Origin of the sequence: Nocardia implantans, from assembly GCF_035544775.1 — a bacterium.
GTDB lineage: Bacteria > Actinomycetota > Actinomycetes > Mycobacteriales > Mycobacteriaceae > Nocardia > Nocardia implantans.
In genome coordinates this window covers 371,010-394,399 of the sequence record NZ_JAYKYQ010000003.1, presented here as the reverse complement: position 1 = coordinate 394,399, position 23,390 = coordinate 371,010, and the positions used below count along the sequence as shown (strand labels likewise).

The 23,390-nt window shown below is 70.1% G+C and carries 30 protein-coding genes; 11 read left to right on the top strand and 19 right to left on the bottom strand.

Annotated elements, in window-relative coordinates; all coding sequences use genetic code 11:
• The first annotated feature begins 9 nt into the window (after positions 1-9).
• Positions 10-1,173, top strand: a complete 1,164-nt coding sequence (locus tag U3653_RS09725) for a lactate 2-monooxygenase (RefSeq protein ID WP_324722358.1) — start codon at positions 10-12, stop codon at positions 1,171-1,173.
• Positions 1,174-1,254: 81 nt separating this feature from the next.
• Here U3653_RS09725 and thpD read toward each other — a convergent pair whose 3' ends face one another.
• The 7 genes from thpD to U3653_RS09690 form a co-directional block, all read right to left on the bottom strand.
• On the bottom strand, positions 1,255-2,160 hold the full coding sequence (thpD, locus tag U3653_RS09720) for an ectoine hydroxylase (RefSeq protein WP_195079275.1): 906 nt from the start codon (positions 2,158-2,160) through the stop codon (positions 1,255-1,257).
• Between the two features lie 8 nt (positions 2,161-2,168).
• The gene (locus tag U3653_RS09715; protein ID WP_195079274.1) at positions 2,169-2,567 is read right to left on the bottom strand and encodes an ectoine synthase; all 399 of its coding nucleotides are present in this window, start codon (positions 2,565-2,567) and stop codon (positions 2,169-2,171) included.
• Positions 2,564-3,841: a diaminobutyrate--2-oxoglutarate transaminase gene (gene ectB, locus U3653_RS09710; protein ID WP_195079273.1), complete on the bottom strand. Its 1,278-nt coding sequence runs from the start codon at positions 3,839-3,841 to the stop codon at positions 2,564-2,566. The genes U3653_RS09715 and ectB overlap by 4 nt, the downstream gene beginning before the upstream one ends.
• Positions 3,838-4,440, bottom strand: coding sequence for a diaminobutyrate acetyltransferase (gene ectA / locus U3653_RS09705; RefSeq protein ID WP_195079272.1), 603 nt, complete (start codon positions 4,438-4,440; stop codon positions 3,838-3,840). The genes ectB and ectA overlap by 4 nt, the downstream gene beginning before the upstream one ends.
• 84 nt (positions 4,441-4,524) lie before the next feature.
• Positions 4,525-5,655, bottom strand: a complete 1,131-nt coding sequence (locus U3653_RS09700; RefSeq protein ID WP_323124060.1) for a sensor histidine kinase — start codon at positions 5,653-5,655, stop codon at positions 4,525-4,527.
• Positions 5,621-6,331 (bottom strand): response regulator transcription factor, encoded by a 711-nt coding sequence (locus U3653_RS09695; RefSeq protein WP_195079271.1) that lies wholly within the window; start codon positions 6,329-6,331, stop codon positions 5,621-5,623. The genes U3653_RS09700 and U3653_RS09695 overlap by 35 nt, the downstream gene beginning before the upstream one ends.
• 446 nt (positions 6,332-6,777) lie before the next feature.
• Positions 6,778-7,125, bottom strand: a complete 348-nt coding sequence (locus tag U3653_RS09690) for a hypothetical protein (protein ID WP_323124061.1) — start codon at positions 7,123-7,125, stop codon at positions 6,778-6,780.
• 204 nt (positions 7,126-7,329) lie between these two features.
• On the opposite strand from U3653_RS09690, the gene U3653_RS09685 reads away from it, so the two are divergent.
• Positions 7,330-7,626: a hypothetical protein gene (locus tag U3653_RS09685; RefSeq protein ID WP_195079270.1), complete on the top strand. Its 297-nt coding sequence runs from the start codon at positions 7,330-7,332 to the stop codon at positions 7,624-7,626.
• 11 nt (positions 7,627-7,637) lie between these two features.
• Here the strand turns inward: U3653_RS09685 and U3653_RS09680 are convergent, their stop codons facing one another.
• From U3653_RS09680 to U3653_RS09665, 4 genes are all read right to left on the bottom strand, one after another.
• The gene (locus tag U3653_RS09680; RefSeq protein WP_195079269.1) at positions 7,638-8,423 is read right to left on the bottom strand and encodes an RNA polymerase sigma factor SigF; all 786 of its coding nucleotides are present in this window, start codon (positions 8,421-8,423) and stop codon (positions 7,638-7,640) included.
• A complete protein-coding gene (locus U3653_RS09675) occupies positions 8,413-8,844 on the bottom strand; it encodes an ATP-binding protein (protein WP_195079268.1) in 432 nt (143 codons plus the stop codon). The genes U3653_RS09680 and U3653_RS09675 overlap by 11 nt, the downstream gene beginning before the upstream one ends.
• Before the next feature lie 141 nt (positions 8,845-8,985).
• Positions 8,986-9,669 (bottom strand): PAS and ANTAR domain-containing protein, encoded by a 684-nt coding sequence (locus tag U3653_RS09670; RefSeq protein WP_195079267.1) that lies wholly within the window; start codon positions 9,667-9,669, stop codon positions 8,986-8,988.
• 94 nt (positions 9,670-9,763) lie between these two features.
• Positions 9,764-10,177: an STAS domain-containing protein gene (locus tag U3653_RS09665; RefSeq protein WP_195079266.1), complete on the bottom strand. Its 414-nt coding sequence runs from the start codon at positions 10,175-10,177 to the stop codon at positions 9,764-9,766.
• A gap of 391 nt (positions 10,178-10,568) precedes the next feature.
• Between U3653_RS09665 and U3653_RS09660 the strand changes: the two genes are divergently transcribed.
• On the top strand, positions 10,569-11,780 hold the full coding sequence (locus U3653_RS09660) for a glycosyltransferase (RefSeq protein WP_195079265.1): 1,212 nt from the start codon (positions 10,569-10,571) through the stop codon (positions 11,778-11,780).
• 15 nt (positions 11,781-11,795) lie between these two features.
• Here the strand turns inward: U3653_RS09660 and U3653_RS09655 are convergent, their stop codons facing one another.
• On the bottom strand, positions 11,796-12,308 hold the full coding sequence (locus U3653_RS09655) for a DUF6328 family protein (protein ID WP_323124062.1): 513 nt from the start codon (positions 12,306-12,308) through the stop codon (positions 11,796-11,798).
• Complete coding sequence (locus U3653_RS09650) at positions 12,295-12,720, bottom strand: ChaB family protein (RefSeq protein ID WP_195079264.1); 426 nt, start codon at positions 12,718-12,720, stop codon at positions 12,295-12,297. The genes U3653_RS09655 and U3653_RS09650 overlap by 14 nt, the downstream gene beginning before the upstream one ends.
• A gap of 142 nt (positions 12,721-12,862) precedes the next feature.
• On the opposite strand from U3653_RS09650, the gene U3653_RS09645 reads away from it, so the two are divergent.
• Genes U3653_RS09645 through U3653_RS09635 form a run of 3 tightly spaced genes read left to right on the top strand, consistent with a single transcriptional unit; the run spans position 12,863 to position 14,421 of the window.
• Positions 12,863-13,426 carry a nucleotidyltransferase gene (locus U3653_RS09645; protein WP_323124063.1) on the top strand — a complete coding sequence of 188 codons (564 nt, stop codon included), beginning with the start codon at positions 12,863-12,865 and terminating at the stop codon, positions 13,424-13,426.
• Complete coding sequence (locus U3653_RS09640) at positions 13,427-13,696, top strand: BON domain-containing protein (protein WP_323124064.1); 270 nt, start codon at positions 13,427-13,429, stop codon at positions 13,694-13,696.
• Positions 13,697-13,701: 5 nt separating this feature from the next.
• The gene (locus U3653_RS09635) at positions 13,702-14,421 is read left to right on the top strand and encodes a metallophosphoesterase family protein (RefSeq protein WP_195079263.1); all 720 of its coding nucleotides are present in this window, start codon (positions 13,702-13,704) and stop codon (positions 14,419-14,421) included.
• 12 nt (positions 14,422-14,433) lie between these two features.
• On the opposite strand, the gene U3653_RS09630 is transcribed toward U3653_RS09635, so the two are convergent.
• Complete coding sequence (locus U3653_RS09630) at positions 14,434-14,850, bottom strand: CBS domain-containing protein (RefSeq protein WP_195079262.1); 417 nt, start codon at positions 14,848-14,850, stop codon at positions 14,434-14,436.
• A 195-nt stretch (positions 14,851-15,045) separates the two neighbouring features.
• Between U3653_RS09630 and U3653_RS09625 the strand changes: the two genes are divergently transcribed.
• From U3653_RS09625 to U3653_RS09605, 5 genes are read left to right on the top strand one after another with little or no spacing between them, the layout of a single operon-like run.
• The gene (locus U3653_RS09625; protein ID WP_323124065.1) at positions 15,046-15,387 is read left to right on the top strand and encodes a hypothetical protein; all 342 of its coding nucleotides are present in this window, start codon (positions 15,046-15,048) and stop codon (positions 15,385-15,387) included.
• Positions 15,388-15,445: 58 nt separating this feature from the next.
• Positions 15,446-15,904, top strand: a complete 459-nt coding sequence (locus U3653_RS09620; protein WP_195079261.1) for a hypothetical protein — start codon at positions 15,446-15,448, stop codon at positions 15,902-15,904.
• A complete protein-coding gene (locus U3653_RS09615) occupies positions 15,901-16,218 on the top strand; it encodes a hypothetical protein (RefSeq protein WP_195079260.1) in 318 nt (105 codons plus the stop codon). Before U3653_RS09620 ends, U3653_RS09615 begins: the two co-directional genes overlap by 4 nt.
• Positions 16,215-17,150, top strand: coding sequence for a glycosyltransferase family 9 protein (locus U3653_RS09610; RefSeq protein ID WP_195079259.1), 936 nt, complete (start codon positions 16,215-16,217; stop codon positions 17,148-17,150). The genes U3653_RS09615 and U3653_RS09610 overlap by 4 nt, the downstream gene beginning before the upstream one ends.
• 52 nt (positions 17,151-17,202) lie before the next feature.
• Positions 17,203-18,708 carry an FAD-dependent oxidoreductase gene (locus U3653_RS09605; RefSeq protein ID WP_195079258.1) on the top strand — a complete coding sequence of 502 codons (1,506 nt, stop codon included), beginning with the start codon at positions 17,203-17,205 and terminating at the stop codon, positions 18,706-18,708.
• Positions 18,709-18,724: 16 nt separating this feature from the next.
• Here the strand turns inward: U3653_RS09605 and U3653_RS09600 are convergent, their stop codons facing one another.
• The 5 genes from U3653_RS09600 to U3653_RS09580 all read right to left on the bottom strand — a co-directional run bounded on the left by U3653_RS09600 (position 18,725) and on the right by U3653_RS09580 (position 23,357).
• Entirely contained in the window at positions 18,725-19,252 is a 528-nt protein-coding gene (locus tag U3653_RS09600) for an AAA family ATPase (protein ID WP_195079257.1), read from the bottom strand.
• Between the two features lie 53 nt (positions 19,253-19,305).
• Positions 19,306-20,166, bottom strand: coding sequence for an SDR family oxidoreductase (locus U3653_RS09595; RefSeq protein ID WP_195079256.1), 861 nt, complete (start codon positions 20,164-20,166; stop codon positions 19,306-19,308).
• A 35-nt stretch (positions 20,167-20,201) separates the two neighbouring features.
• Complete coding sequence (locus tag U3653_RS09590) at positions 20,202-21,224, bottom strand: PP2C family protein-serine/threonine phosphatase (protein WP_195079255.1); 1,023 nt, start codon at positions 21,222-21,224, stop codon at positions 20,202-20,204.
• 281 nt (positions 21,225-21,505) lie between these two features.
• On the bottom strand, positions 21,506-22,543 hold the full coding sequence (locus U3653_RS09585) for an AraC family transcriptional regulator (RefSeq protein ID WP_195079254.1): 1,038 nt from the start codon (positions 22,541-22,543) through the stop codon (positions 21,506-21,508).
• A 169-nt stretch (positions 22,544-22,712) separates the two neighbouring features.
• Entirely contained in the window at positions 22,713-23,357 is a 645-nt protein-coding gene (locus tag U3653_RS09580; protein WP_195079253.1) for a pentapeptide repeat-containing protein, read from the bottom strand.
• Positions 23,358-23,390: the final 33 nt, after the last annotated feature.

The following is a 23,390-nucleotide window of genomic DNA, read 5'->3' as shown; positions in this document are numbered from 1 at the left end:
AGGAGCAGCGTGACCAACTTCGGCGACTACCAGAACGAGATCTACTTCCAAGGGCTCGGGGGCGTGCTGCCCGATTTCCCCATGACGTACGCCGACCTGGAAGCCAAGGCACAGGCGGCGCTGCCACCGGGCATCTGGTCGTATGTCGCGGGCGGAGCGGGCGACGAACTCACCCAGCGTGCCAATGTGACGGCCTTCGAGAAACTGGGCCTGATCCCCCGCATGCTGCGCGCGAGCAAGACACGCGACCTTTCGATCGAGTTGTTCGGCATGACGCTGCCGACGCCGATCTTCCTGGCTCCGGTCGGTGTGATCGGACTGTGCGCCCAGGACGGGCACGGCGACATCGCCACCGCCAAGGCCGCGGCGCGCACGGGCGTGCCGATGATCGCCTCCACCCTCACCGTCGACCCGCTGGAGCAGGTGGCGGCGGAGTTCGGCGACACCCCCGGGATGTTCCAGCTCTACACCCCCACCGATCGGGATCTCGCGCAGAGCTTGGTGCAGCGGGCGGAGGCGGCGGGATTCAAGGCCATCGTGGTCACCTTGGACACCTGGGTGCCGGGCTGGCGTCCGCGTGATCTGTCCGTGTCCAACTTCCCCCAGCTGCGCGGCCACTGCCTGGCCAACTATTTCAGCGATCCGGTCTTCCGAGCCCTGCTGCCGAGCCCGCCCGAACAGGATCCCAAAACCGCCATCCTGACCTGGATCTCGCTCTTCGGCAATCCGTTGACCTGGGACGACCTGGCGTGGCTCCGGTCGCTGACCGATCTGCCGCTGGTCCTCAAGGGCATCTGCCATCCCGACGACGCGCGGCGCGCCAAGGACGCGGGCGTCGACGGCATCTACTGCTCCAATCACGGCGGCAGACAGGCCAACGGCGGCATCCCGGCGATCGAGCATCTGCCGGAGGTGGCGGCGGCCGCCGACGGCCTGCCGGTGCTGTTCGACTCCGGCGTCCGCACCGGCGCCGACATCGTCAAAGCGCTTGCGCTCGGCGCCACGGCCGTCGGCATCGGCCGCCCCTACCCCTACGGCCTGACCCTCGGCGGTGTCGACGGCCTCGTGCACGTGGTGCGTTCGCTGCTCGCCGAAGCCGATCTGCTGATGGCGGTGGACGGCTACCCGACGATCGCCGACCTCGGCCCGGAAGCGATCCGGCGGCTGGACTGAGCAACGGAGAACCCGCGAAAACGCCTCGTGCGACCCGCCCCACGGAAGGGAGCGGGCCGCACGAGCGAGGCGGTCGGCGGATCAGGCCGACAGCGGCGTGAAGTCGCGGCTGCCGATGTACTCCGGTCGCGGCGCGGGCGCGGCGAACGGCTCGACCAGCGTGTTGTGCACGCTGTTGAACACTACGAAGATGTTCGAGCGCGGGAACGGCGTGATGTTGTTCGACGATCCGTGCATCAGGTTGGAGTCGAACAGCAGCGCCGAGCCGGCCCGGCCGGTGAACTGACTGATCCCGTACCGGTTCGCGAGGGCGGTGATGTCATCGGTCGTCGGTACGCCGATCTCCTGTTCCTGCAACGACTCCCGGTAGTGCTCGGCCGGAGTGCTGCCCAGGCACGGCACGAAGGTGTGGTGCGAGCCCGGCATCACCATGAGACTGCCGTTGATCGGATAGTTGTCGGTCAGCGCGATCGACAGGCTCACCGCGCGCGGCGCCGGCATGCCGTCCTCGGCATGCCAGGTCTCGAAATCGGAGTGCCAGTAGAAACCGGCGCCGCGGAAGCCGGGCATGTAGTTCACCCGGCTCTGGTGCACGTACACCGGCGACCCCAGCACCTGCTCGGCCAGCCCGAGCACCCGCGGCTGACGCACCAGTTCGGCGACCGCCTCGCTCAGCTTGTGCACCTCGAAGACCGAACGCACCCGGTTCGACGACTTCTCCACGATGACACGGTCGTCGTCGCGCAGTGCCGGATCGTTCGCAAGCCTGCCGATCTCCTCGCTGTACTCGGCCACTTCCGCGGGAGTGAGCAGCTGATCCAGGATGGCGAACCCGTCGGCGTCGAACGACGCCAACTCGGGGCTCTCGATCTCCCCCCACACCGCGGGGTCGGCCCGTTCCAAGTGCGGAGCGGGCGCGCCGAGACGGGTCGGGTAGCGATCGTAGCGAGCCGTCTCGGGCGGTGTTTCGATGTGCTGCAGAACCATAGGTGTGCTCAACCTCCGATCGTCGCGGTGACCAGCGGGTAGACGCCGTTGCTGTCGTGAACCTCCTGCCCGGTGACCGGCGGGTTGAACACGCACATCATCCGCATCCTGGTGCGCGCCTCCAAGCGGTGCCGCTCGTGTCCGTCGAGCAGGTACATCGAGCCGGGCCCGAGTTCGTAGGTGACGTCGTTGTCCAGATCGGTGAGCGTGCCCTCGCCCTCGATGAGCCACACGGCCTCCACATGGTGCACGTAATGGAACACGTGCACCGTCCCGGCGTCGATGGTCGTCTCGTGGAAGGAGAAGCCGACGCCGTCGCCCCCGAGGACGATGCGCTTGCTGCGCCAGCCTTCGCCCGCCACGTCGCGCTCGGTATCGGTGATCTCCGCGGTGGTGCGCACGATCATGCCAGCGCCCCCATCCCGCCGCACACCGACTCGACCGCGCCGGTGAGGATCTGCAGGCCCTGGTCGAGTTCGTCGTCGGTGACCGTCAACGGCGGCAGCAGCTTCACCACCTCGTCGGTCGAGCCGGAGGTCTCCACCAGCAGCCCGCGCTCGAAGGCGATCTGGCAGACCTTGCCCGCCTGCGAGGGATCGTCGAACACCACGCCCTGCACCAAGCCGCGGCCACGGGTCGAGACGCCCGGGAAGTACTCGGCCAGTTCGCCCAGAGCGCGTGCGACCTTCTCACCCTTGGCCCGCGTCGCCGTCTGCAACGTGTCGTCGGACCAGTAGTGGCGCAGCGCGGTCGTCGCGGTGACGAACGCGGGGTTGTTGCCGCGGAAGGTTCCGTTGTGCTCGCCCGGCGACCATTCGTCCAGTTCCGGCTTGAACAGCACCAGCGCCATGGGCAGCCCGTAACCGCCGATCGACTTCGACAGCGTCACGATGTCGGGCGTGATGCCCGCGATCTCGAAGGAGAAGAACGGTCCGGTGCGGCCGCAGCCCATCTGCACGTCGTCGACGATCAGCAGGATCTCCCGCTCCGCGCACAGGCCGGCGAGGTGGCGCAGCCACTCGGCGCGGGCGACGTTGACGCCGCCTTCGCCCTGCACCGTCTCCACGATCACCGCGGCGGGACGGTCGAAGCCGGAGGAGGTGTCGTCGAGCACCTTCTCCATCCACTGGAAGTCGGCGGTGGTGCCGTCGAAGTAGCCGTCGTAGGGCATGTGCGCGGCGTGCACCAACGGCACACCGGCCCCCGCGCGCTTGGCGGCGTTGCCGGTGACCGACAGCGCGCCGAGGGTCATGCCGTGGAAAGCGTTGGTGAAGCTGACGATGGTCTCGCGACCGGTGACCTTACGGGCCAGCTTGAGCGCGGCCTCCACCGCGTTCGCACCGGTCGGTCCGGGGAATTGGACCTTGTAGTCCAGGCCGCGCGGGGTGAAGAGCCTGTCGCGCAGCGTCTCCAGCAGTTCCCGCTTGGCTCCGGTCGACATGTCCAGGCCGTGGGTGATGCCGTCGCTGGCGATGTACTCCAGCAGCGCGCTCTTGAGCACGTCGTTGTTGTGGCCGTAGTTCAGCGCGCCCGCGCCCGCGAAGAAGTCGAGGTAGTCCTTGCCTTCCTCGTCGCGCAGCCAGCTGCCCTTCGCGGTGGTGAACACGGTGGGCCAGGCGCGGCAGTAACCGCGCACGTTCGACTCCAGACTCTCGAAAACGGTGGTGTCCGCGTTGATCATCGGTGATCCTCCTCGGTGGTGCGGGCGGTCGGGGCGATGCGATACAGGTCTTCGGGTGCGTGGCTGTCGGGGAAGACGCCCGCGTCGAACAACGGGCGCTTGTGCACTTCGGCGCCGCGCGTCGCGGCCACCGACGTGAACAGCGCGACGGAACCGGCGTTGTCCGGCGAGATGGTCGTTTCGAGTACCGAAACCCCCTGAGCGGCAACACTGTTGAGCAACGTATTGAGCAGCTGGGCACCGATGCCGCGGCCGCGCAGCGCGCGGTCCACCGCGATCTGCCAGACGAAGACGGTGTCGGGCGCCTGCGGACGGACGAATCCGATCACGTATCCCACGACGCGCCCGTCCGACTCGGCGACCACCGAGGTGCCGGCGAAATCTCGGCACCACAGCAGGTACGCGTAGCTCGAATTGACGTCGAGCACCGCGGAATCCTTGGCGATCCGCCACATCTGAGCGCCGTCGGCCAAGCGAGGCGTGCGCAGGACCACGGCCGGTCCGGCCCCTTTCCGAGCCGGGGCGGCCCGGAGAGCGGCCGCGGCGTTGCCGACGCGCGATCGCTCGATCTCCGCTGGGGACAGGGTTGGCGATGACATACAACTCCCTCGTCTGATCAGCACTACTTATCCAGGCTCGCCAAGCCACTTTGAGGTGAACCTGTCGAGTTCTTTACGGTCGTATTACGGATGGATGTCGCCGAGCCGGGGCAGGCGCACGACGAATCGCGCGCCGCCGCCGGGACGGTCGGTGCAGCGCACCCGGCCACCGTGCGTGGCGACCGTCTCGGCGACCAGCGCCAAGCCGATCCCCGTCCCGTCCGGTGAACGGCGCCCGCTGCGGGCGGTGGCGAATCGTTCGAAGATGCGCTCGCGGTCCGCGGCGGGCACACCGGGGCCCGCGTCGTCGACGGTGAGCACCGCGTCGGTGCCGTCGCGATCGACGGTGACCGCGACCACGCCGCCGCCGTGCCGGTCGGCGTTGTGCAGCAGGTTGGCCACCGCGCGCTCCAACTCCACCTTGCGGCCGCGCACGGTGACGTCCTGACGCACCGTGAGCAGTTCGGCCGGATAGCGGCGGTCGGCGAGGGTGTGGACCAGCAGGTCGCGCACCGACAGCGGCTCGGCGTCACCGTGGTGCATGCCCGCTTCCACCCGCGCCAGGGCGAGCAGATCGTCCAGCAGCTTGCGCAGGTGCTCGACCTCGGCGGTGACCAGTCCCAGCGCCCGCTGCGAGCGTTCCGGCAGATCGCCCCGGTGCCGGTTGAGCACGCCGACGCCGGCCATCAGGGTGGTCAGCGGCGTGCGCAGCTCGTGGCTGACGTCGCCGAAGAGCCGGTGTTCGCGCTCGATGCGTCGTTGCAGCGAGTCGACCATGGTGTTGAACGACTCGACGGTGATCGCCAGATCCTGGTCCCCGGTCGCGGGCAGCCGCTGGTCGAGGTCGCCGGAGGCGATTCGCGCCGCGGTGCCCGCGAGCTGGTGCAGCGGCGTCAGCACCCGCCTGCTCGCCCACCAGCCGACCGCGGCGCCGATCGAGGTGACCACGACGGCGCAGCAGATGAGCACGTTGCGCAGCAGATCCAGATCGGCGTTGAGATCTCCCGGCGACTCGCTACCCGCGTGCGTTCGCTGCCCTTCCAGGTAGCCGCGGCTGATCACGAAGACCGAAACGACCAGGACCAGCGACATCAGCGCGGCGATGGTCGCGAAGGCGGCGGTCACCCTGGCGCGGAGGCTCCAGGCGTTCGGATTCCAGCGTTCGGCGTCCGGACAGCGCTCAGCGGCGCACATCGAGGCGATAGCCGAGCCCACGCACCGTCACCACGACGCGCGGATCGGACGGATCCCGCTCGATCTTCGTGCGCAAGCGGCGCATGTGCACGTCCACTATGCGCTCGTCGCCGAAAAAGCCACGGTCCCATACCCGTTCGAGCAACACCGTCCGGCTGAGCACACGGCCTGGCGTCTCGGCCAGCTCACACAGCAGCCGGAACTCGGTGAGCGTGAGCCGGATCTCCTCGTCGCCGCGGCGCACCACCCCGCTGTCGCGGGCCAGGATCAGCGGCGCCGTGTCGTCGGCCTCGAGCACCATCTCTTGTGGCGTCTCCCGCTCGGCGGTCAGCCGGGCGCGGCGGCGCACGGCGCGCATGCGCGCGGTGATCTCCTTGATCTCGAACGGCTTGGTCACGAAATCGTCGGCGCCCGCTTCCAGCGCGGCCACCACGTCGTGGGTGTCGTCGCGAGCGCTGACCACGATGATCGGGACGTCATGGTCGCGGCGGATCTCCCGGATACATTCGAATCCGTCCATGCCGCCGAGCATCAGATCGACGATCATCACATCGGGAACACCATTGCTGCGCAGATGAGTGAGCGCGTCCTCGGCTTCCTCCGCCTCGTCGACGTCGTATCCCTCGTCTTCCATAGCGAGCCGTAACGCACCACGGACCCGGTCGTCGTCTTCCACGATCATCAGGTTTGCGCTCAAGACCTTATCCCTTGCAGACATGCGCAAGCGCGTCACGATGCGGACAACCGCACCCCCATACCGACGCGACTTTCCGCTTTTCGAGCAACCTTTGCTCGGCTACGAGTACCCCTGAGCCCGGCCGGTAAACATCCGGCAGACCGAGACGGGGCCTCGTGGTCGTTCCATCGACGCTATACGGCCGCCCGATTCCGGCAGCATCGGGGCGGCAGCGCAGTTCGTCTTCCGCGCGCCATCGCATTACACGGAGAACGATTTCGATCGTGAAAGTCGCACGCCAACAGCCTATTTCGAAGGCCCGATCCTGACGGTCCGCACCGGAGCTAACCGCAGGCGCGGCAACGGGACTCGCAAGGCAATCATGTCGTGCGTCACATCGCTTCCGCTGCGCCGTTCACGAACGCGCGGCCGTGACCGGTCTCACGGCCGCGCCAGCGCCCGACCGGCTATCGCGGCGGCTCCAAACGGTTGAAGTTGCTCGGCGGATCGTCGGCATCGCGCTCCACATACCAGAAGCGCAGTTTCCTGGCATCGAACGTGGCGAACCACTCGTCCCACCCCACCCGGCGCAGCACGGCGCCCCCGTAGCCGGGAAAGTCGAATCGCAACACCCCCAGCCGCCCGTCCTGCTCGCTGCCCGGCACCGTCGCGGGCCGCGCTCCGCGCTGGGCGGCCCAGCGGCGGATGACGTCGTGGTTCCTGGTGACGGAGATCCCTCGGGACTGCGTCGACGCCCCCGGCCCACCCGGTCCGAACCGCGGATTCCGGGTGCCTGGGCGGCGCTGGTCGGTCATGACGAGCTCCTCGAGCCATCGGCATCTGTTGTCCGGCTCCTGTCTGACTACCCGTTGGCCAGGATCGGCAAACTGGTCGGCCGCACCGGCGCCGGGCGCGGACCGGTTGGCCCCGTGATCGGTGGGTAACCGGCCGATGATCGGCTGGTCGAGCGCGGTCGCCGACTTCGCGCGAGCCGGTCACCCGAACGAGGAGGAGTTCGCATGTCCACCGACAGCGCGGCACAACCGGTCCCGCCCACGCCCGAGCCGGATCCCGTTCCGCCGATCCCGGAACCCGATCCCGTGCCGCCGATTCCCGATCCCGACCCCATTCCGGAGCCGAGTCCCGTTCCGCCGGAACCCGATCCGTCTCCGCTGCCGCCGGTGCCCGGTCCCGCGCCGCGTCCGCCGGGCCCCGGCCCCACGCCGACCCCGCCGGTGCCGGATCCCGGCCGTCCCTCGCCGGACCCCGGTCTCCCGGGACCGTCACCGGACCCGGCTCCGCCGAATCCGGTGTAGCGGGTCTGCGCTCAGTCGCGCAGCGCCTGCTCGCGCAGCGAAGTCAGGGTCCGGGAAAGAATGCGCGAGACGTGCATCTGCGAGACCCCGAGCCGCTCGGCGATCTGGTTCTGGGTCAGCGACTCGAAGAATCGCATCGTCAGCACCTGACGCTCGCGTTCGGGAAGCTCGCCGAGCAGCGGCCCGACCGCCATCACGTCCTCGACCAGGTGATAGGAGGGCTCCTCGGCGCCGAGGCTGTCCAGGAGCGGCTGCGCGGCGCTCTCGGCGTCCTCGCCGGTGGCCGCGTCGATGGACGAGGACTGGTAGGCGTTGCCCGCGATCAGCGCTTGGGTCACCTCCACCAGGTCGACGTCCAGCTCCGCCGCGATCTCCCTGGCGCGCGGCATCCGGCCCAGTCGCTGCGACAGCGCCTCGACGGTCGGACCGATGCTCAGCTGGATCTCCTTGGTGCGGCGCGGCACCCGCACGGCCCAGGTGTTGTCCCGGAAGTGCCGCCGGACCTCGCCCATGATCGTCGGCACGGCGAAGGACAGGAACGACGACCCGCGCGTGACGTCGAAACGGTCGGCTGCCTGCACCAGCCCGAGGCGGGCGACCTGCAGCAGGTCGTCGAAGTTCTCGCCGCGGCCGGCGAACTTGCGCGCGATGTGCTCGGCCAGCGGCAGGCATCGTTCGATCAGTTCCCGACGCAACGGCTCGCGGCGCGCATCGCCGGGGTCCAGCGCGGCGATCTTCTCGAACAGCGGCTCGATGTTGTCGTAGGTGTCCCCGCGCGACCTCGGTTCACCCGCCATTCGGGGCACCTCGCACCCAGCTGAAGTCGATCACCGTCGGATACCCGCCGAGCACGCTGTCGTAGGAGCCCTGCGCGGCCGCGATCGAGTCGGTCAGCGTGCGCACGATGTGCCAGCCGAGCCCGGCGTGCCCGAGCACCGACTCGGTGACCGCCACCGACGAGACGTGCACGAACATCTTGCCGTCGTCGTAGCTGAACTCGCAGTCGATCGTCGAGCCGGGGGCGGCGTCGATGATGAGCGAGGTCGCCACCTCGTCCAGCGCGAGCCGGATGTCGGTCACCTCGTCCAAGGCGAAGTCCGCGATGAGGGCGACCGTCTCGGCGAGCGCGCGCAGCATGGTCAGCTGTTCCAGCCGGGCGGGCACCCGCACACCGACTGTCGTCGTGTCCGTCGAGGATCGGGAAGTCGACTCCCCCATTGGCCCATCACCACCTTGTCCTCACAGCCACTCCACTGTGGCCTGCGTACCGCACACCCTGGCGCCACGGACTGTGGAGCGGAAATATCGCCACGTTCCTCGTTCGGGGACGTACCCGCCGCGCTGGGATCGAAACGCCGGTCAGGCGTCGTCGATGCGCTCGTGAGCGGTGAGCAGCAGATGATCGAATTCGGTTCGCAGCCCTGCCGTCACGCCGGCCAGACCGGGGAGATCGGCGACCAGCCGCGCGGCCAATTCACGCAGTTTGACATTGGTTTCCTGCGATCGCCAGCTCAGTACCCGGAACGCCTGTTCGGGGCCGACGCCATAGATCAGCATGAGCGCGCCCTTCGCCTGCTCGATCACCGCGCGGGCCGCGTACAGCTCGGGCAGGGCGTCGTCCAGCGTTTCCTGCCGGTGCTCTGCGAGGGTGTCGGTGACGTCGATGTAGTAGCCGGAGGTGCCAACCACCAGCCCGGTGTCATCGATCATCCGGTCGGCGACCAGGATCACGTGGTGCACGGCGCCTGCGGTGTCGATGATGCGGTGGCGACTGGAGAACGGTTCCGCGTCGGCGATCGACCGCGCCAAGGCGCTGGCCACCGCTTCGCGATCGTCGGGGTGTTTGTGCTCGAGCAACAACTCCGTCGTCGGGGTGACCGCCCCGGGCGCGTAACCGTGCATCGATGCGACTTCGTCCGACCATTCCCACCGCTGGCCGGCGAACCAGAAACGAAAAATGCCGACACTCTGCGGCGTCCCGGTACCGATCACCCGGTCCAGCGCGAAGGCGTTCTCGGGCTGGACCGACCTGCTCTCACTCACTGCTGAAGTATCCGATGCCGGTGCGCCCGGTGTGACCGGATCGGCACGGGTCAGTCACACCGGCGAGCACGGCTTCGTGTGGGCGGCCTTCGGCTCAGGCGTCCAACGCTGTGCGCATGGACGGGTAGCGGGGGAACTGCGACCGTACGCCGGTCACTTCCAGTGCCCGCTCCACTCCCGGCCCGCCCGCGACGATCCGCAGATCCGGACGACCCAACCCCTCGCCGCGCAGCGCGCCGAGGCGCACGGCCGCGCGCAGACTCAGGAATCTCGCCCCGCGCAGATCGATCACGACCGCATCGCACGGTGACTGCAACGCACGCTCGACCGTCTCGAAGAATTCGGCCGACACGGCGGCGTCCAACTCGCCTTCGACCCGGACCACCACACATTCGCGACGGCGGTCCACCCGCTGTGCCCACAACCGGTTGTCCCGACGACGTCCCGGTCCCGAACCATTGAGATGCACGCCGTCGGCGTGGTCCCGTAGCAGAGAAATGGCAGACAAGTCGAACCTCCCGTGTAGGGGGTATCCAGTCCTCCGCGACGGCCGGGGAAGGGCGGCGCGAGCGCGAACCGGTTGCCGTGCCGTCCCATCGACCGGCTGCGCCGAATGCGTCGAACCGGGGTCGGCTGTGATCTCAACCTCCCTACAGTGTGGCACGACCGACCCGTTCCCGACAGCGTTCGGTAGGAGAACGTGACCCGCCGCCGAAGGGCCCGCGACCGGGACGAACCGACCGTTCGGCCCGATATCTGACCGCTGACGTGGGGTTTCATCGGGCGGCCTGCGGGCATATCCCGAACATATTCCCGAACGTCACGCGATGCCGGTCGTAGGGCAACCGCGCGTACTCGCGCGTCCGGATGCTGCCCGCGACGAGAGAACGGAGCACCCGGTGAAGATTGCCATGGTTTCCGAAGACGCCAGCCCGCTCGCCGAGGGCAGCCCCGCGGACGGGGGCGGCCGCGGCGCCTATGTAGCGGAATTGTCGGCGGCGTACGTCCGCCGCGGCCACGACGTGACGGTCTACACCCGGCGCATCAGTCCGCGCGCCCCCGCCGAGCTGCTGGCCGACGGCGGCTATCGCGTCGTCCACGTCCCGGCCGGACCGCCGACTCCCCTGCCGAGCGACCGCACGCTGCCCTACCTCGGCGACTTCGGCACGGTGCTGCGGCGGCACTGGAGCACCGAACGTCCGGACATCGCGCACGCGCACTACTGGAAGTCCGGGCTCGCCGCCGAGCTCGCCTCCCGCGCGCACGGCATCCCGGTGGTGCTGACCTTCCACGGGCTCGGCACCGTGCAGCGGCGTTGCGAGGGTCTCGCCGACCCGAGTCCGCGCTCGCGGATCAGGTTCGAGCGGCTCATCGCGACGCGGGCGGCGCACGTGGTGGCGACCTGCTCCGACGAGGTCGCGGAGCTGGCCAGGATGGGCGTGCCGCGTTTCCGGACCTCGATCGTGCCGCACGGGGTCGATCTCACGACGTTCACCCCGGAGGGCGCCGCCGCCGATCGGCACGCCACGCACCGGTTGCTGGCGGCCGGAGAGCTGGTGCGCCGCAGCGGATTCGACCCCGTGATCCGGGCGCTGCCGCAGCTGCCGGACACCGAGCTGGTTATCGTCGGCGGTCCGGCCGCCGACGACGAGGACGACGCCGAAGGCCGCAGGCTGCGCCGGATCGCGTCGGAACACGGTGTGCGGGAACGGCTCCGGTTGGCCGGCCCGGTGTCGCGGCCGATGCTGCCCCGGCTGTACCGCTCCGCCGACGTCGTGGTCTGCACGCCCTGGTACGAGCCGTTCGGCCGGGTGGCGCTGGAGGCGATGGCCTGCGGGAAGCCGGTGGTCGCCACGGCCGTCGGCGGTCTGCTGGACACCGTGGTCGACGGCGTCACGGGACGATTCGTCGCTCCGCCCGAACCCGATGCCATCGTGCGGGCGGTGCGCCCGCTGCTGGCGGACTCGACGTTGCGCGAAACCTGGGGCGCCGCAGGTTATCAGCGCGCCGCCAGCCGCAGTTCCTGGGATCGGGTCGCGGTCGAGACGCTCAGCGCCTATCACCGCGGCGCTCCCGCGCACGCGGGCGAGGTCGTCTCGTGGGCCCGGTGACCCGGTAGCGCCGGCTCAGTAGTGCTCGGCGCGGACGTCCTCGGACGCGCTGCGCCAGCGCCACGGCGCGATCAGCCAGGTGGACACGAACAGCGCGACGGCGGCGACACCGGTCACGATCGCCGCGGCCACGCCGGTCACGTAGTCGACCACGAGGATCACCGCGCCGATCAGCGCGAGACCGAGCAGGGCGACGCCCGCCATCGCGCAGCGGTGGGCCGCCGCGACGACATTGCCGAGCCGGTGCCTGCGGAACAGGATCCGGTGCCAGGACACCGGTGCGATCAGGAACACGGTGGCGCCGAGCACAGCGGCCAACGTCGCCAGATACAGCGCTCGCATGCCCGGTGTCAGCGTGCCGAACGACGCCTGAAACGGCAGGACCAGCAGCGCGCCGAACAGGAATTGCACGCCCGTCTGCACCACGCGCAACTCCTGGACCAGGCTCCCCCAGTTCCGGTCCAGTCGTTCCAGCTCGGTCTCACCGCGCGCACGGCGGGCCCAGCCGTCGTCCTCACTTCCGGGCACGCGCGGCCTCCTGGCGATTGCGCTTCTTGATCGCCTCGACGAGTTCGCCCTTGGTCATCCGCGAGCGCCCGGTGACCTCCAATCGCCGGGCGATGTCCAGCAGGTGCTCCTTCGACGCGTTGGCGTCGACGCCTTCGGCGGTCTCGCCCCGCGCGCCCGGCCCGTGCTGGCTTGCGCGTTCATCCGACGGACCGCGGCGCGCTTTGGGCTCCCAGTGGTCGCCGACCTTCTCGTAGCTGTGTTTCAGCGCGGCGTAGGCGACACGGTGGGCGCGCTGTTCGTTGCCGTCGTATTGCTCCAGCGCCGCGTCGTGCGCCTCGGCGAAGGTGCGCTGCGCCTTCTCCTCCGACCGTTCCAGCGTGCTCGGCAACTCGGACTTCTTCACCTCGCCGCGCGCTGTCGTCTTGGGCATGTGTCGCTCCCTTCCCTGCTCGCGAGATCGGTCCGAAGTGGTCCGGAAACCCGGGGCGGGGCCACACCGGGCCCTCCGGATATCCGGACGCATACCCGGTGAAACGTCGATTAACCCGGTGTCCGCCGGGTACCACCGCTGCATGGCCGTTACCACCGATCAGCTGCTGCATGCGCTCACCCGCACGGTGAACGCGCTGGCGGCGACAGATATCCGATTCGCGGTGGCGGGCGGCTGCGCGGTCTACGCCCGTGGCGGCCCGGCCTCCCAGCACGACGTCGACATCTTCGTCAAACCCGCCGACAGCGCCCGCGCGATCAACGCGCTGGCTCGTGCGGGCCTGCGGGTGTGCGACCCGCCGGAGAACTGGTTGCGCAAGGTCTACGCCGACGACGTGCTGGTCGATGTCATCCACCGCCCGAACGATCGCGAGGTGACCGACGAACTGCTGGAGCGGGCCACCGAGATGCGGATCGGACCGGCGAAGGCCCCGGTGATCAGCGGCACCGACCTGATGATCGACAAGATGCTCGTCTTCGACGCGCACCGCCTGGATCTCAGCCCGATCCTGCACATCGCGCGCGACCTGCGCGAACAGATCGACTGGGAGGTGGTGCGCGAACAGACCAAGGCCTCGCCCTACGCGCGGGCGTTCATGGGCCTGCTCGACGATCTCGGCATCACCCGCACCGGAAAGGTGGAGTAGATGGAGCAGCCGCAATACCTGGTCGCACGCTTGCGCCGGGCGCTGGCCGAGGATCCCCGCACTGCCGAACTCGGTGTGCAGGTGACCATTCGCGGCGACGTCGTGGTGCTGTGCGGCGAGGTGAGCAGCGAGAACTGCAAGCAGCAGATGGAAACCGTCGTCCGCGAGCAGCTTCCGCACGCGCGCGTCCACAACGACGTCCATGTCACCCGACCCACGGCACCCGTCGAGACCGAGACGCTGGAGCCCGACGTATCCGAAAGGAGTTGAGCCGCATGCGGATAGCCGCCGTCGGTGACGTACATCTCGGCGCGGACTCGCGCGGCCAGTGGCGGCCCGCGCTGGAGGGACTGTCCGAGCGGGCGGATGTGCTGCTGCTGGCGGGCGACCTGACCCGCCACGGCGCCGTCGAGGAGGGCCGGGTCGTCGCGGAGGAGTTCGCCGAGCTGGGGGTGCCGGTCGTCGCCGTTCTCGGTAACCACGACTATCACGGCGACGCCGACCAGGAGATCAGCGCCGTGCTGGCCGACCACGGCATCACGGTGCTGGAGGGCACCTCCGTGACGCTGAACGTCGACGGGAGCACGCTCGGGGTGGCGGGCGCGAAAGGGTTCGGCGGCGGCTTCGCGGGCAAATGCGCGAGCGTCTTCGGTGAACCCCTGATGCGCGAATTCGCCGGACACACCGTGGACGTGGCCGCCGCGCTCGGCGACGCGCTGGCCGATCTGAAGACCGATGTCACCGTCGCGCTCACGCACTACTCCCCGATCAGCGACACCCTGCACGGCGAGCCGAGGGAGATCTATCCCTTCCTCGGCTCCTACCTGCTCGGCGAGGCGATCGATGCGCACGGCGCCGACCTGGCGTTGCACGGTCACGCGCACGCGGGCACCGAGCGCGGCACCACCCCGGGCGGCATCCGGGTGCGCAATGTCGCCCAGCCGGTGATCCGAGCGGCCTACGCGGTCTACGACATGCACCCGGCCGCGGTGTGAGTGCCGCCGGACTCAGAAGTCGGTCGAGATCGCTTCCACCGTGCTGCCCGACTGGGCGTTCTCGACGGTGGTGGCGACGTCGGCCTGCGCGATGATGCCGACCAGCCTGCCGTTCTCCAGCACCGGCACCCGGCGCACCTGATGCTGCGACATCACCGACATCACCTTGCGTACGTCGTCATCGGCTTCGACGGTGACCAATTCGCCCCCGAGTTCGCCCGCGTCGACGCCGAGCGGGTCCTTACGCTGGGCGATCACTTTCACGACGATGTCGCGATCGGTGAGCATTCCTTTCAGCTTGTCGTCCTCACCGCAGATGGGCAGAGCGCCGACGTTCAACTCCGCCATGCGCTGCGCGGCCGCGACCACCGTGTCGCTGGAGCGAACGCACTCCACGTTCGGGGTCATGATCTCCCGTGCTGTTGTCATCGGGATCCTCCTGGAACTTCTCGCGGGTACGAGCGGCCGGGAACGGGGCCGCTCGCTGAGGTGCTACCCCCGTTTCGGACGCCATAACGCGGGCATTCGACCGGTACGGCCGCCCAGGACGGCCCGCGTCGAACACCGCGGGCCACGGGCTGCCCGCGCACCGAAATCGTTGCCGCTCAGCAGAAAGGACATCCGATGCTGCCAGCACCGAACGAGCCGACCGCGGGATCCGGCCCCGGAGAGCAGCACACGCCCCGGACCCACGGGTTCCCGGACGACACCCGCACCATTCGGACACATGCCGGAGAATCCATCGAGGACGCCCGCAACTGGCCGGGCATCATCCTGGTCGCCGTCGGGCTCGTGGCCATGGCGCTGACGCTCACCGCAGCCGGGTACGGGTTCGAGGGGTGGGCGGTGGTGGCGGGGATCGTCTGCGGCGTCTGCATCATCGCGGGCGTCTCGGTGATCGTCGCCGAGCACCGCCGGGTCAAGGCACGGGAAGGCAAGCGGCTGCGAGACGCCGCCGGTCACTGATCGAGCGCTCACATCCGCCCGCCGGGAACGCGCCTTCGCACTCCAGGAGAAAGAAAAGATGAGAAACCAGCCCAACCGGCCCTTGGGTCACTTCACCCTGCTCGCCTGCGCCTTGGCCGCGGGCGCGGCGCTCACCGCCTGTTCGGTCGACGACGGCGATTCGGCGGCGGACACGCCCGCACCCGCGACCGTTTCGATCACCATGCCCGCGCCGAGTAGCCGCCAGGTGCCGAACACCGACCAGATCACCGCGGAAGCGGCGAAGCAACTGTGCGACATGATGGGTGCCGACATCGACACCTGGCGCGGCCAAGGCGCCACGGTGGCCAAAGTGACGTTCAACGGCACGGTGCACAACTGGGCGGCCCGTAACGGCGGGCTCAACGACGTGGTCGTCACCGATCGAGGCACGATCGACACCATCACCACCCAGACCTGCCCCGAGGTGCGCGAACAGGCGCTGCAGGCGCTCGGCGTGCCGGACCTGTCGTCGGCACTGGCGGGGTTCGGCCGATGAGCGCCGCGCGCCGGGTGGGCGTCGCCGTGCTGGCCGCGCTGGCGGTGTGCGCGGCAGGCTGCGGCGACGAGCCGGAGAAGATCGTGAACAAGGGCGGCGACACGCCGTGCAACGAATACGTCGCCCAGGACTCCGACAAACAGCGCATCACCACCGAGAAGTTCCTGGAAGAGGAGCGCGAGGGCAACGAGACGCCCGACGCCAGGACCGTCGACGCCGCGATCGCGGCGATCAAGCTGATGTGCGCGGCGCAGGCCAACCCGGACACCCCGATCCGCAAGGCCGACCTCACCGGCATCTTCGTGCCGAAATGACGGTCTTGCTCGCGCTGCGGGCGCACGGGTTGCGGGAACTGCTGACCGCGGTCCCCGCACTGCGTGCGCTGCGCGACGCGCGTCCGCGGCACCGGCTGGTCCTGGCCGCGCCGGGATGGCTGCGCCCGGTCGTGGAACTGGCCGCGTGCGCCGACGAGTTGCACGCGACGCCGATGGCGGGCGGGTTGCGCTGGAACGCCCCCGCGCCTGCCTTCGCCGTCAATCTGCACGACGCCGGAGCCGAGAGCATACGCGCGCTGCTCGCGACCGACCCGGAAAGCATCATCACGCACCGCCACAAGGACTTTCCCCGTGTACCCGGCCCGCTGTTGGAGCCCGGCCTGCCCGACACGGTGCGGTGGTGCAGGCTGCTGGAATGGGCGGGCATCCCGGCCGACCCGGCTCGACTGGACATCACACCGCCGCCGGAGTGCACCGGCGAGCGCCGCTCCATCGTCGTCTACCCGGGCGGGGCGCCGGCTCGGCGCTGGCCGGCCGACCGCTTCGCGGCGGTGGCCGCGGGCTTGCGCGAGTGGGGAGCGCCGGTGCGGATCGTGGGCAGCGCCGCGGACCGTCCGCTCGCGCGCAGCGTCGCCGAACAGGCCGGTCTCTCCGAGAACGATGTGCTGGCAGGCGAACTCACGCTGCGCCAACTCGCCGTGACGGTGGCCGACGCGTCCTTGGTGCTCAGCGGCGACACCGGCGTCGGGCATCTGGCCACGGCGTTCGGCACGCCGTCGGTGCTGATCTTCGGCCCCGATTCCCCCGCGGTCTGGGGACCGCCCGCGGAACGGGCGGCCCATGTCGCCCTGTGGGCCGGACACCCCGGCGACCCGCGGTCGGACACGCCCGCGCCCGGGCTGGCGATGATCAGCGCCGCCGAAGTGCTCGCCGCCGCCGATCGGCAACTCAGCAACCACGTGCGAGTGTGAGAAGGACGCCGCACGGGCGTTTCACCCCGTCGAGACCGGCTATCTCGGGCATATGACGTCCCTATGGTTGCACGGCGCGCAAGTTCCGGCGCGGTTGCGGTTGACGCCGGGATCGCGCTTCGACACGGTGGTGATCGGCGGCGGGCTCACCGGACTGGTGACCGCACTGCTGCTGGCCGAGAACGGCGTCGAGGTGGCCGTGGTCGAAGGAAGGCGCGTCGGTGCGGGCACCACCGGCGCGACCACCGGCAAAGTCAGCCTGCTGCAGGGGACGCGCGCTCAGCAGATCGCCCGGCACCACTCCGACGACGTCCTGCGCGACTACGTGGCGGCCAATCGCGAAGGGCAGGAATGGCTTCTGCGGTTCTGCGCGGCGCACGGCGTCACCGTCGAGCGGGCCGCGGCGTTGACCTACGCACAGGACGACGACGAATTGTCGGCCGTACGAGCCGAATACGCCGCGACACAGAAGGCGGGCCTGCCCACCGAACTGCTCCGCGAGGTGGACGCCCCTTTCCCGGTGCGCGGCGCGGTGCGCCTGGCCGATCAGGCCCAGCTCGATCCGATGGCGCTGCTGGCCGCGCTCGCGGCCGACGTGGAGTCGCACGGCGCTCCGATCTACGAATCCACCCTCGTGCGCGGCGTACATCACGGCGGCGGCGGTGAACTCGTCGTCGCGACCGAGCACGGCGATCTCGGTGCGCGCCGGGTGGTGTTGGCCACCGGGACACCGATCCTCGATCGCGGCGGATTCTTCGCCCGCCTCACGCCGCAACGCTCCTACCTGACGGCCTTCCGCTTGGACCGCCCGGCTCCGCGCGATATGTACATCAGCGCGGGCAGCCCGACTCGTTCCCTGCGTCGCGCCCAGGGACCGGACGGCGAGTTGCTGCTGGTGGGCGGCAACGGTCACGTCGTCGGCCGCGGCGGTTCGACCCGGGAGAAGGTGGAGGATCTGGTGAACTGGGCTCACACCTGGTTCCCCGGCGCCGAGCTGACGCACCGCTGGTCGGCTCAGGACTACTCCCCCGTCGGGGAGCTTCCCTATGTCGGTCCGCTGCTGCCGGGGCAGAACGACATCCAGCTGGCCACCGGCTACGCCAAGTGGGGCTTGACCAACGGGGTCGCCGCGGCGATCGCGCTGGTCGGACGCCTCACCGGAGCGACACCCCGATGGGCGGGCGCGCTGGCGAGCTGGCGTCCGGACGAGTTCAAGGCGCTGCCCGCGGCGACGAAGATCAACGGCGCCGTGGCGCAGAAACTCTCCGCGGGCTGGCTGCGGGTCGCGACCCGCCACGACGGCGCCGCTCCGGCCGAAGGCTGCGGCACCGTACTGCGCGAGGGCTTGCACCCGACGGCGGTGTGCACGGTCGACGGCGTCACCAACCGGGTCTCGGCGGTGTGCCCGCACCTGTACGGCATCCTCGATTGGAACGACGCCGAGCGCACCTGGGACTGCCCACTGCACGGCTCACGCTTCGCCGCCGACGGCACCCTGCTCGAGGGCCCGGCCACCAGCTCGCTGACTCCCCTGCACGTGCCGCGCGACAGCAGGTGAGGGGCGGACGGGCTGCTCAGTCCGCCAGCGGCGTGGCATCGGCGAGGATGCGATCGACCGTCTGCTCGACCGTCAGATCCGACGTGTCCAGCCAGAGCCCGATCCGGGGGGTGTCCTCGCGCAGCACTCGGTCCAATCCCGCGACGGTGAATGCGTCGTAGGCGTCTTTCGCGCGTCCGGCCTCTCGCGCAACGACCACGTCGGGGCGCGGCGCCAGCACTACGACGTACAGCGGTCGCGTGACGATCAGCTCCGCGGTCCAGGGCAGGAATTCGCCCAAGACGACATCTTGCAGCACCGCTGTGAACCCGGCATCGGCGTAGGCGTCGGCCGTCGCGGCGGCCAGGGTGTGCCGTAGCCGCAGCTGGGCCAGCGCCTCCGGCGAGGGGTCCGCGCTCATCTCCGCGCGCCCGTTCACGACGAACCGCCGGAAGACGTCCCCGCGCACGTGCGCCGAGCGCGGCAGCCGTTCGGCCAGCGCTTGCGCGACGGTGGATTTGCCCGCGGCCTGGATGCCGGTGATCAGATAGACAGCCGATGCCATGACAACGATCATCGCGGCCCGCCGCACGGCCGATTGCCGCGGCCCCGCCGCGCTCAGTTCGCGGGAGCGCCGGCCCGCTGCGCGACGTAGCGGTTCATCGCCCAGTTCAGTCCGCGCATCGCGACGTTGTACGCGGGCGGGAAATACCGCTGCGCCCAGAAACCCACCCGGATGTCCGGCGAGGTGAACACGAGATAGCGGTTGCGCTGGACACCGCGCACGATGGACCGCGCCGCCGCCTCGGGAGTGACCGCGTGCCGCATGAACAGCGCCATGCCCCGCTGCACCGCCTCGGCCGTCCGATCGACCCCCGCGATGTCGACGCTGTCGACCATGGGGGTGGCCATGGCGCCGGGACACACCAGGCTCACACCGATGCGGTGGCGCGCCAGATCGAAACGCAGCACCTCCGACACCCCGCGCAGGCCGAACTTGCCCGCGCTGTACGGCGCATGCCACGGCAGGCCGAACAGCCCGGCCGCCGAGGACACGTTGACCACGTGACCGCCGCGTCCGGCCGCGATCATCGCGGGAACGAACGCTTCGATCACGTGGATCGGGCCCATGAGGTCGATGTCGATGGTGCGCCGCCACTGCTCGTGGGTCAGCCGGTCGACGGTCCCCCAGGTCGCGATTCCGGCCACGTTCATGACGATGTCGACGCTGCCGACCACCTCGTGCACCTTCGCCGCCAGCGCGACGACCTCCTCGTAGTCGCTGACATCGGCCGCCTCGGCGAGGTGGACGGTCGCGCCTGCGGCGCGTGCGTCGGCCGCGGTCCGCGCCAGGCCGTCGGCGGCGATGTCGGTCAGCACGAGCGAAGCGCCTTCGGCCGCCGCCGCGAGCGCCGTGCTGCGGCCGAGACCGCTGGCCGCGCCGGTGATCAGACAGGTTTTGCCGGCGAACTTCGTCATAGTCGACGACCATACGCAACCATGAACACCGCTGTCTATGGAACCGAAGGGCTCTCCCCGGGAACGGGCGCGAGCGCGACCGTGATGTTGTCGCCGCCGCCGCACCGCAGCGCGAACTCCGCGAGCGCGCGGGCCGCCTCCGCGGGCGGCTTCCCCGCCACCTGCCCGGCCAGCGCGGACGGCGATGGCGAGTAGTTCCACAGTCCGTCGGAGCACAGCAGCAGCACGCCGGGGCCCGAGACGCGCACCGTCCGTACGCAGTTGTCCGCCCACGGCTTCGGCGGGCTGTCGGCCCCGAGCCAGCGGATCAGCGTATGCGCCCGCGGATCGGCCATCGCGGCGCGCTCGTCCATCGCGCCCGCCTCGACCAGCGCCTGCGCCCACGAGTCGTCGACGGTCAAGCGCTCGGCTCGCTCGTCCCCCTGGGTCGATGGCAGCCAGTAGGCACGGCTGTCGCCGACATTGGCCACGGTGATCTCGGTTTCCGCGCCGCGGTGGGCGAGGACGGCGGAGACGTAGGTGCACGAGGGCGCCGGGCCGTCGGGCACGTCCACGTCGCGCACCGCCTGCGCCGCCGCCGCCAGCCCGGCCATGATCGCCTCGGCCGCAGGCTGTCCGGTGGCGAGCGCGGCGGCGGTGGCGCCGACACCGGCCCGCACCGCCGCCCCGGAAGCCACCTGCGGCCGCGACGAGGTCGACACGCCGTCGCTCACCGCGATCACGACGGCCGTATCAACCTCCGCCATCACGTTCGGGAGCACCCCGGCCGCGACGGCGTCCTCGTTGCGCGCGTGGACGATGCCACGATCGGTGAGCACAGCGACCGCGCCGAGATCGGTGTCGAAGCGATCCCGCACCGGCCCGGACCGGCCACACCGCGCGCAGCGTCCGTCGGCGTAGAAGTGGTCACCCCCGCAATCGGCGCACGAGGTCGCCTCGGGACCGGGCAGCGCTACGTATCGATAGCCGAGTTCCGAACCGCAGGACGCGCACCGCTCGCTGTCGAGTCCGACAGCCGAGCATCCGGCGCAGCGTAGGTCGGCGCCTTCGTCGTTCATCGGACGGCTCCCCCGGCCGACGCCGCGGCGGCATGCTCCGGAAGTCGTTGGCCCAACCGTAACCACAGTGGCTCGTTGCTGGTGCGAACTTCCACACCCTCCTCCTTCATCTCCCCGGCAGGCCGACTCCGCTCGCGATAGTACGGGAGCGTTCGGGCCCGGGATTCCCGCGCCGGATCGACCTGCCCGCTGCCCGGCAGCACGATAGCCCACGGTCTGCCCGCGTCCACCGGGCACGGCACGCGGCGCCGGGCGGTCGGCACGACAGCAGCGTGCGTCGCTCAGACCGGCTCGGGTGCCCGATACGAGCGCCGCCCCTGCGAGCGGAACGTCTGCGGCGGACAGCCCTGCCAGCGACGAAAGGCCCGGATGAAGGAGGCGGCCTCCGCGTACCCCAGCCGCGCGGCGACCTGTTCTGTGGTCATATCGGTATGCGCGAGCAGCAGCTCCGACATGGTCTGGCGCACCTCGTCCAGCAGCGCCCGGAACGAGGTGCCCTCCTCGTGCAACCGCCGCGACAGCGTGCGCGAACTCATGAACAGCCCGAGGGCGACCGTCGCCTGATCGGGGATCTCCCCCGGAGTGCGGACCAGCCGGTCGCGCACCGACGCCGCGACGCCGGTGCGCGAGCGGCGCCGGTCCAGCACGTCGCGGCACAGTTGCCCGCAGTTGTCCCGCGCGGCGGCGCTCGCCGGTGGCAGCGGCCGGTCCAGTAACCCGCGGTCGAAGACCACCGCGCTGGTCGGCGCGCCGAAAACCGGCACGACGCCGAAGACCTCGCGGTATCGCTTCATGTCGTGCGGGCACGCGTGCCGGAAACTGACGCGCCGCACCGGGACGCCGACGGCGAACAATTCGCGATCGAAGGCGGGCAGCCCGGCCAGGGCCGCCTCGGCGAAGAACGCCTTCATACCGGGCGGGATGCCGGTGTCCTCGAACACCAGCCGCGCTTCGCCGTCGGCTTCCTCGACGGCCAGTCGCCCGCACGGCACCGTGCGACCGACGTAGCGCGACCCCACCTCGATCAGCTCGCGCAGTGTCCGGCTGCCCAGCAGGGCGAGGCGCCACGGCCCGCGCGACCGCGGATCGTGGCGAACCGCCGCGAGACCGAGCCCCGGCTCGTCGCCGAACCGGCCGAGCACCGTGTGCGTGACCCGCAGTTCGTCCTGCACGGTGACCGTGGCGGACGGGTCGCCCAGCTCGGCGGGCGCCAGGGCCGTGCCTGCCAGGCACTCGGCGGCCGTCATGCCCCGCTCCGCGGCGATGCGGACGAGAGCGCGCACGCCGGCGGTACTGCGGAGGAGATCCGGATCGACCATGGCTCGTATCCTCGATGAAGCGGTACTGCGCGGTGTCGGCGCAATGTATCAATCGGGTGTCGCGCGTATCGGCGGTTCGCGCAAATGCCGTCACGACAACCCCTGGCAATCGGCTGTTTTCGCTCGCCGCACCGGTCGCGGTGTCCGGTATCGTGCGAGATCCGCGCACTCAATCCCGCACGGCGATACCGATGGAACGCGCGAAGGCGGGCGCGAGATCCATCAGCTGCGGAATGCTGATCGTGGCGCCGCGCAGACTGTCGAGCCCGTCGGTGATGTCGAGCGCCGTCGCGCCGCGCAGGTCCACCTTCGTCAGGCGGGCATTGCGCAACGAGAGCCGCGCCAGTGCCGAGCCGGGCATCGTGATCTCGGTCAGCGCCGCGTCGGCGAAGTCGCAATCGCGCAGCACGCAGTCGACGAAAGACACCTCGCGCAAGCGGGCGCGGCGGAAGTTGACCGCGTCGAACTTGCAGCCTTCGAACCGGACCCGCCGCAGGTTCGCCCCCGCGAAGTCGACGCCGGACAGCGCGCCGGCGACCATCTCCCCGTCGAGCCATGTCGTGTCGGCCAATTCGGTGCCGACCCAGCGGACGTGGCGCAGCCACACATCGGTGAACCGGCTGTAGCGCAGGGTTCCCCGGGTGAAGGTGTTCGAGACGAACGCCGACTCGTTGAAGCGCGCGTGCGGCACGTCGAGGTCCTCCAGTGCACCGCCGTCCAGCCGGACGCAGTCGTAGTCGCCCTCCGCCTCCAGGTCGCCGTCCAAGGCGGTGAGGTACCGCGCGTAGGGCAGGTCGTCGAGTTCGCGCGCCATGCACTCCTCCAGTTCGGCTCGAGGATCGGTCGG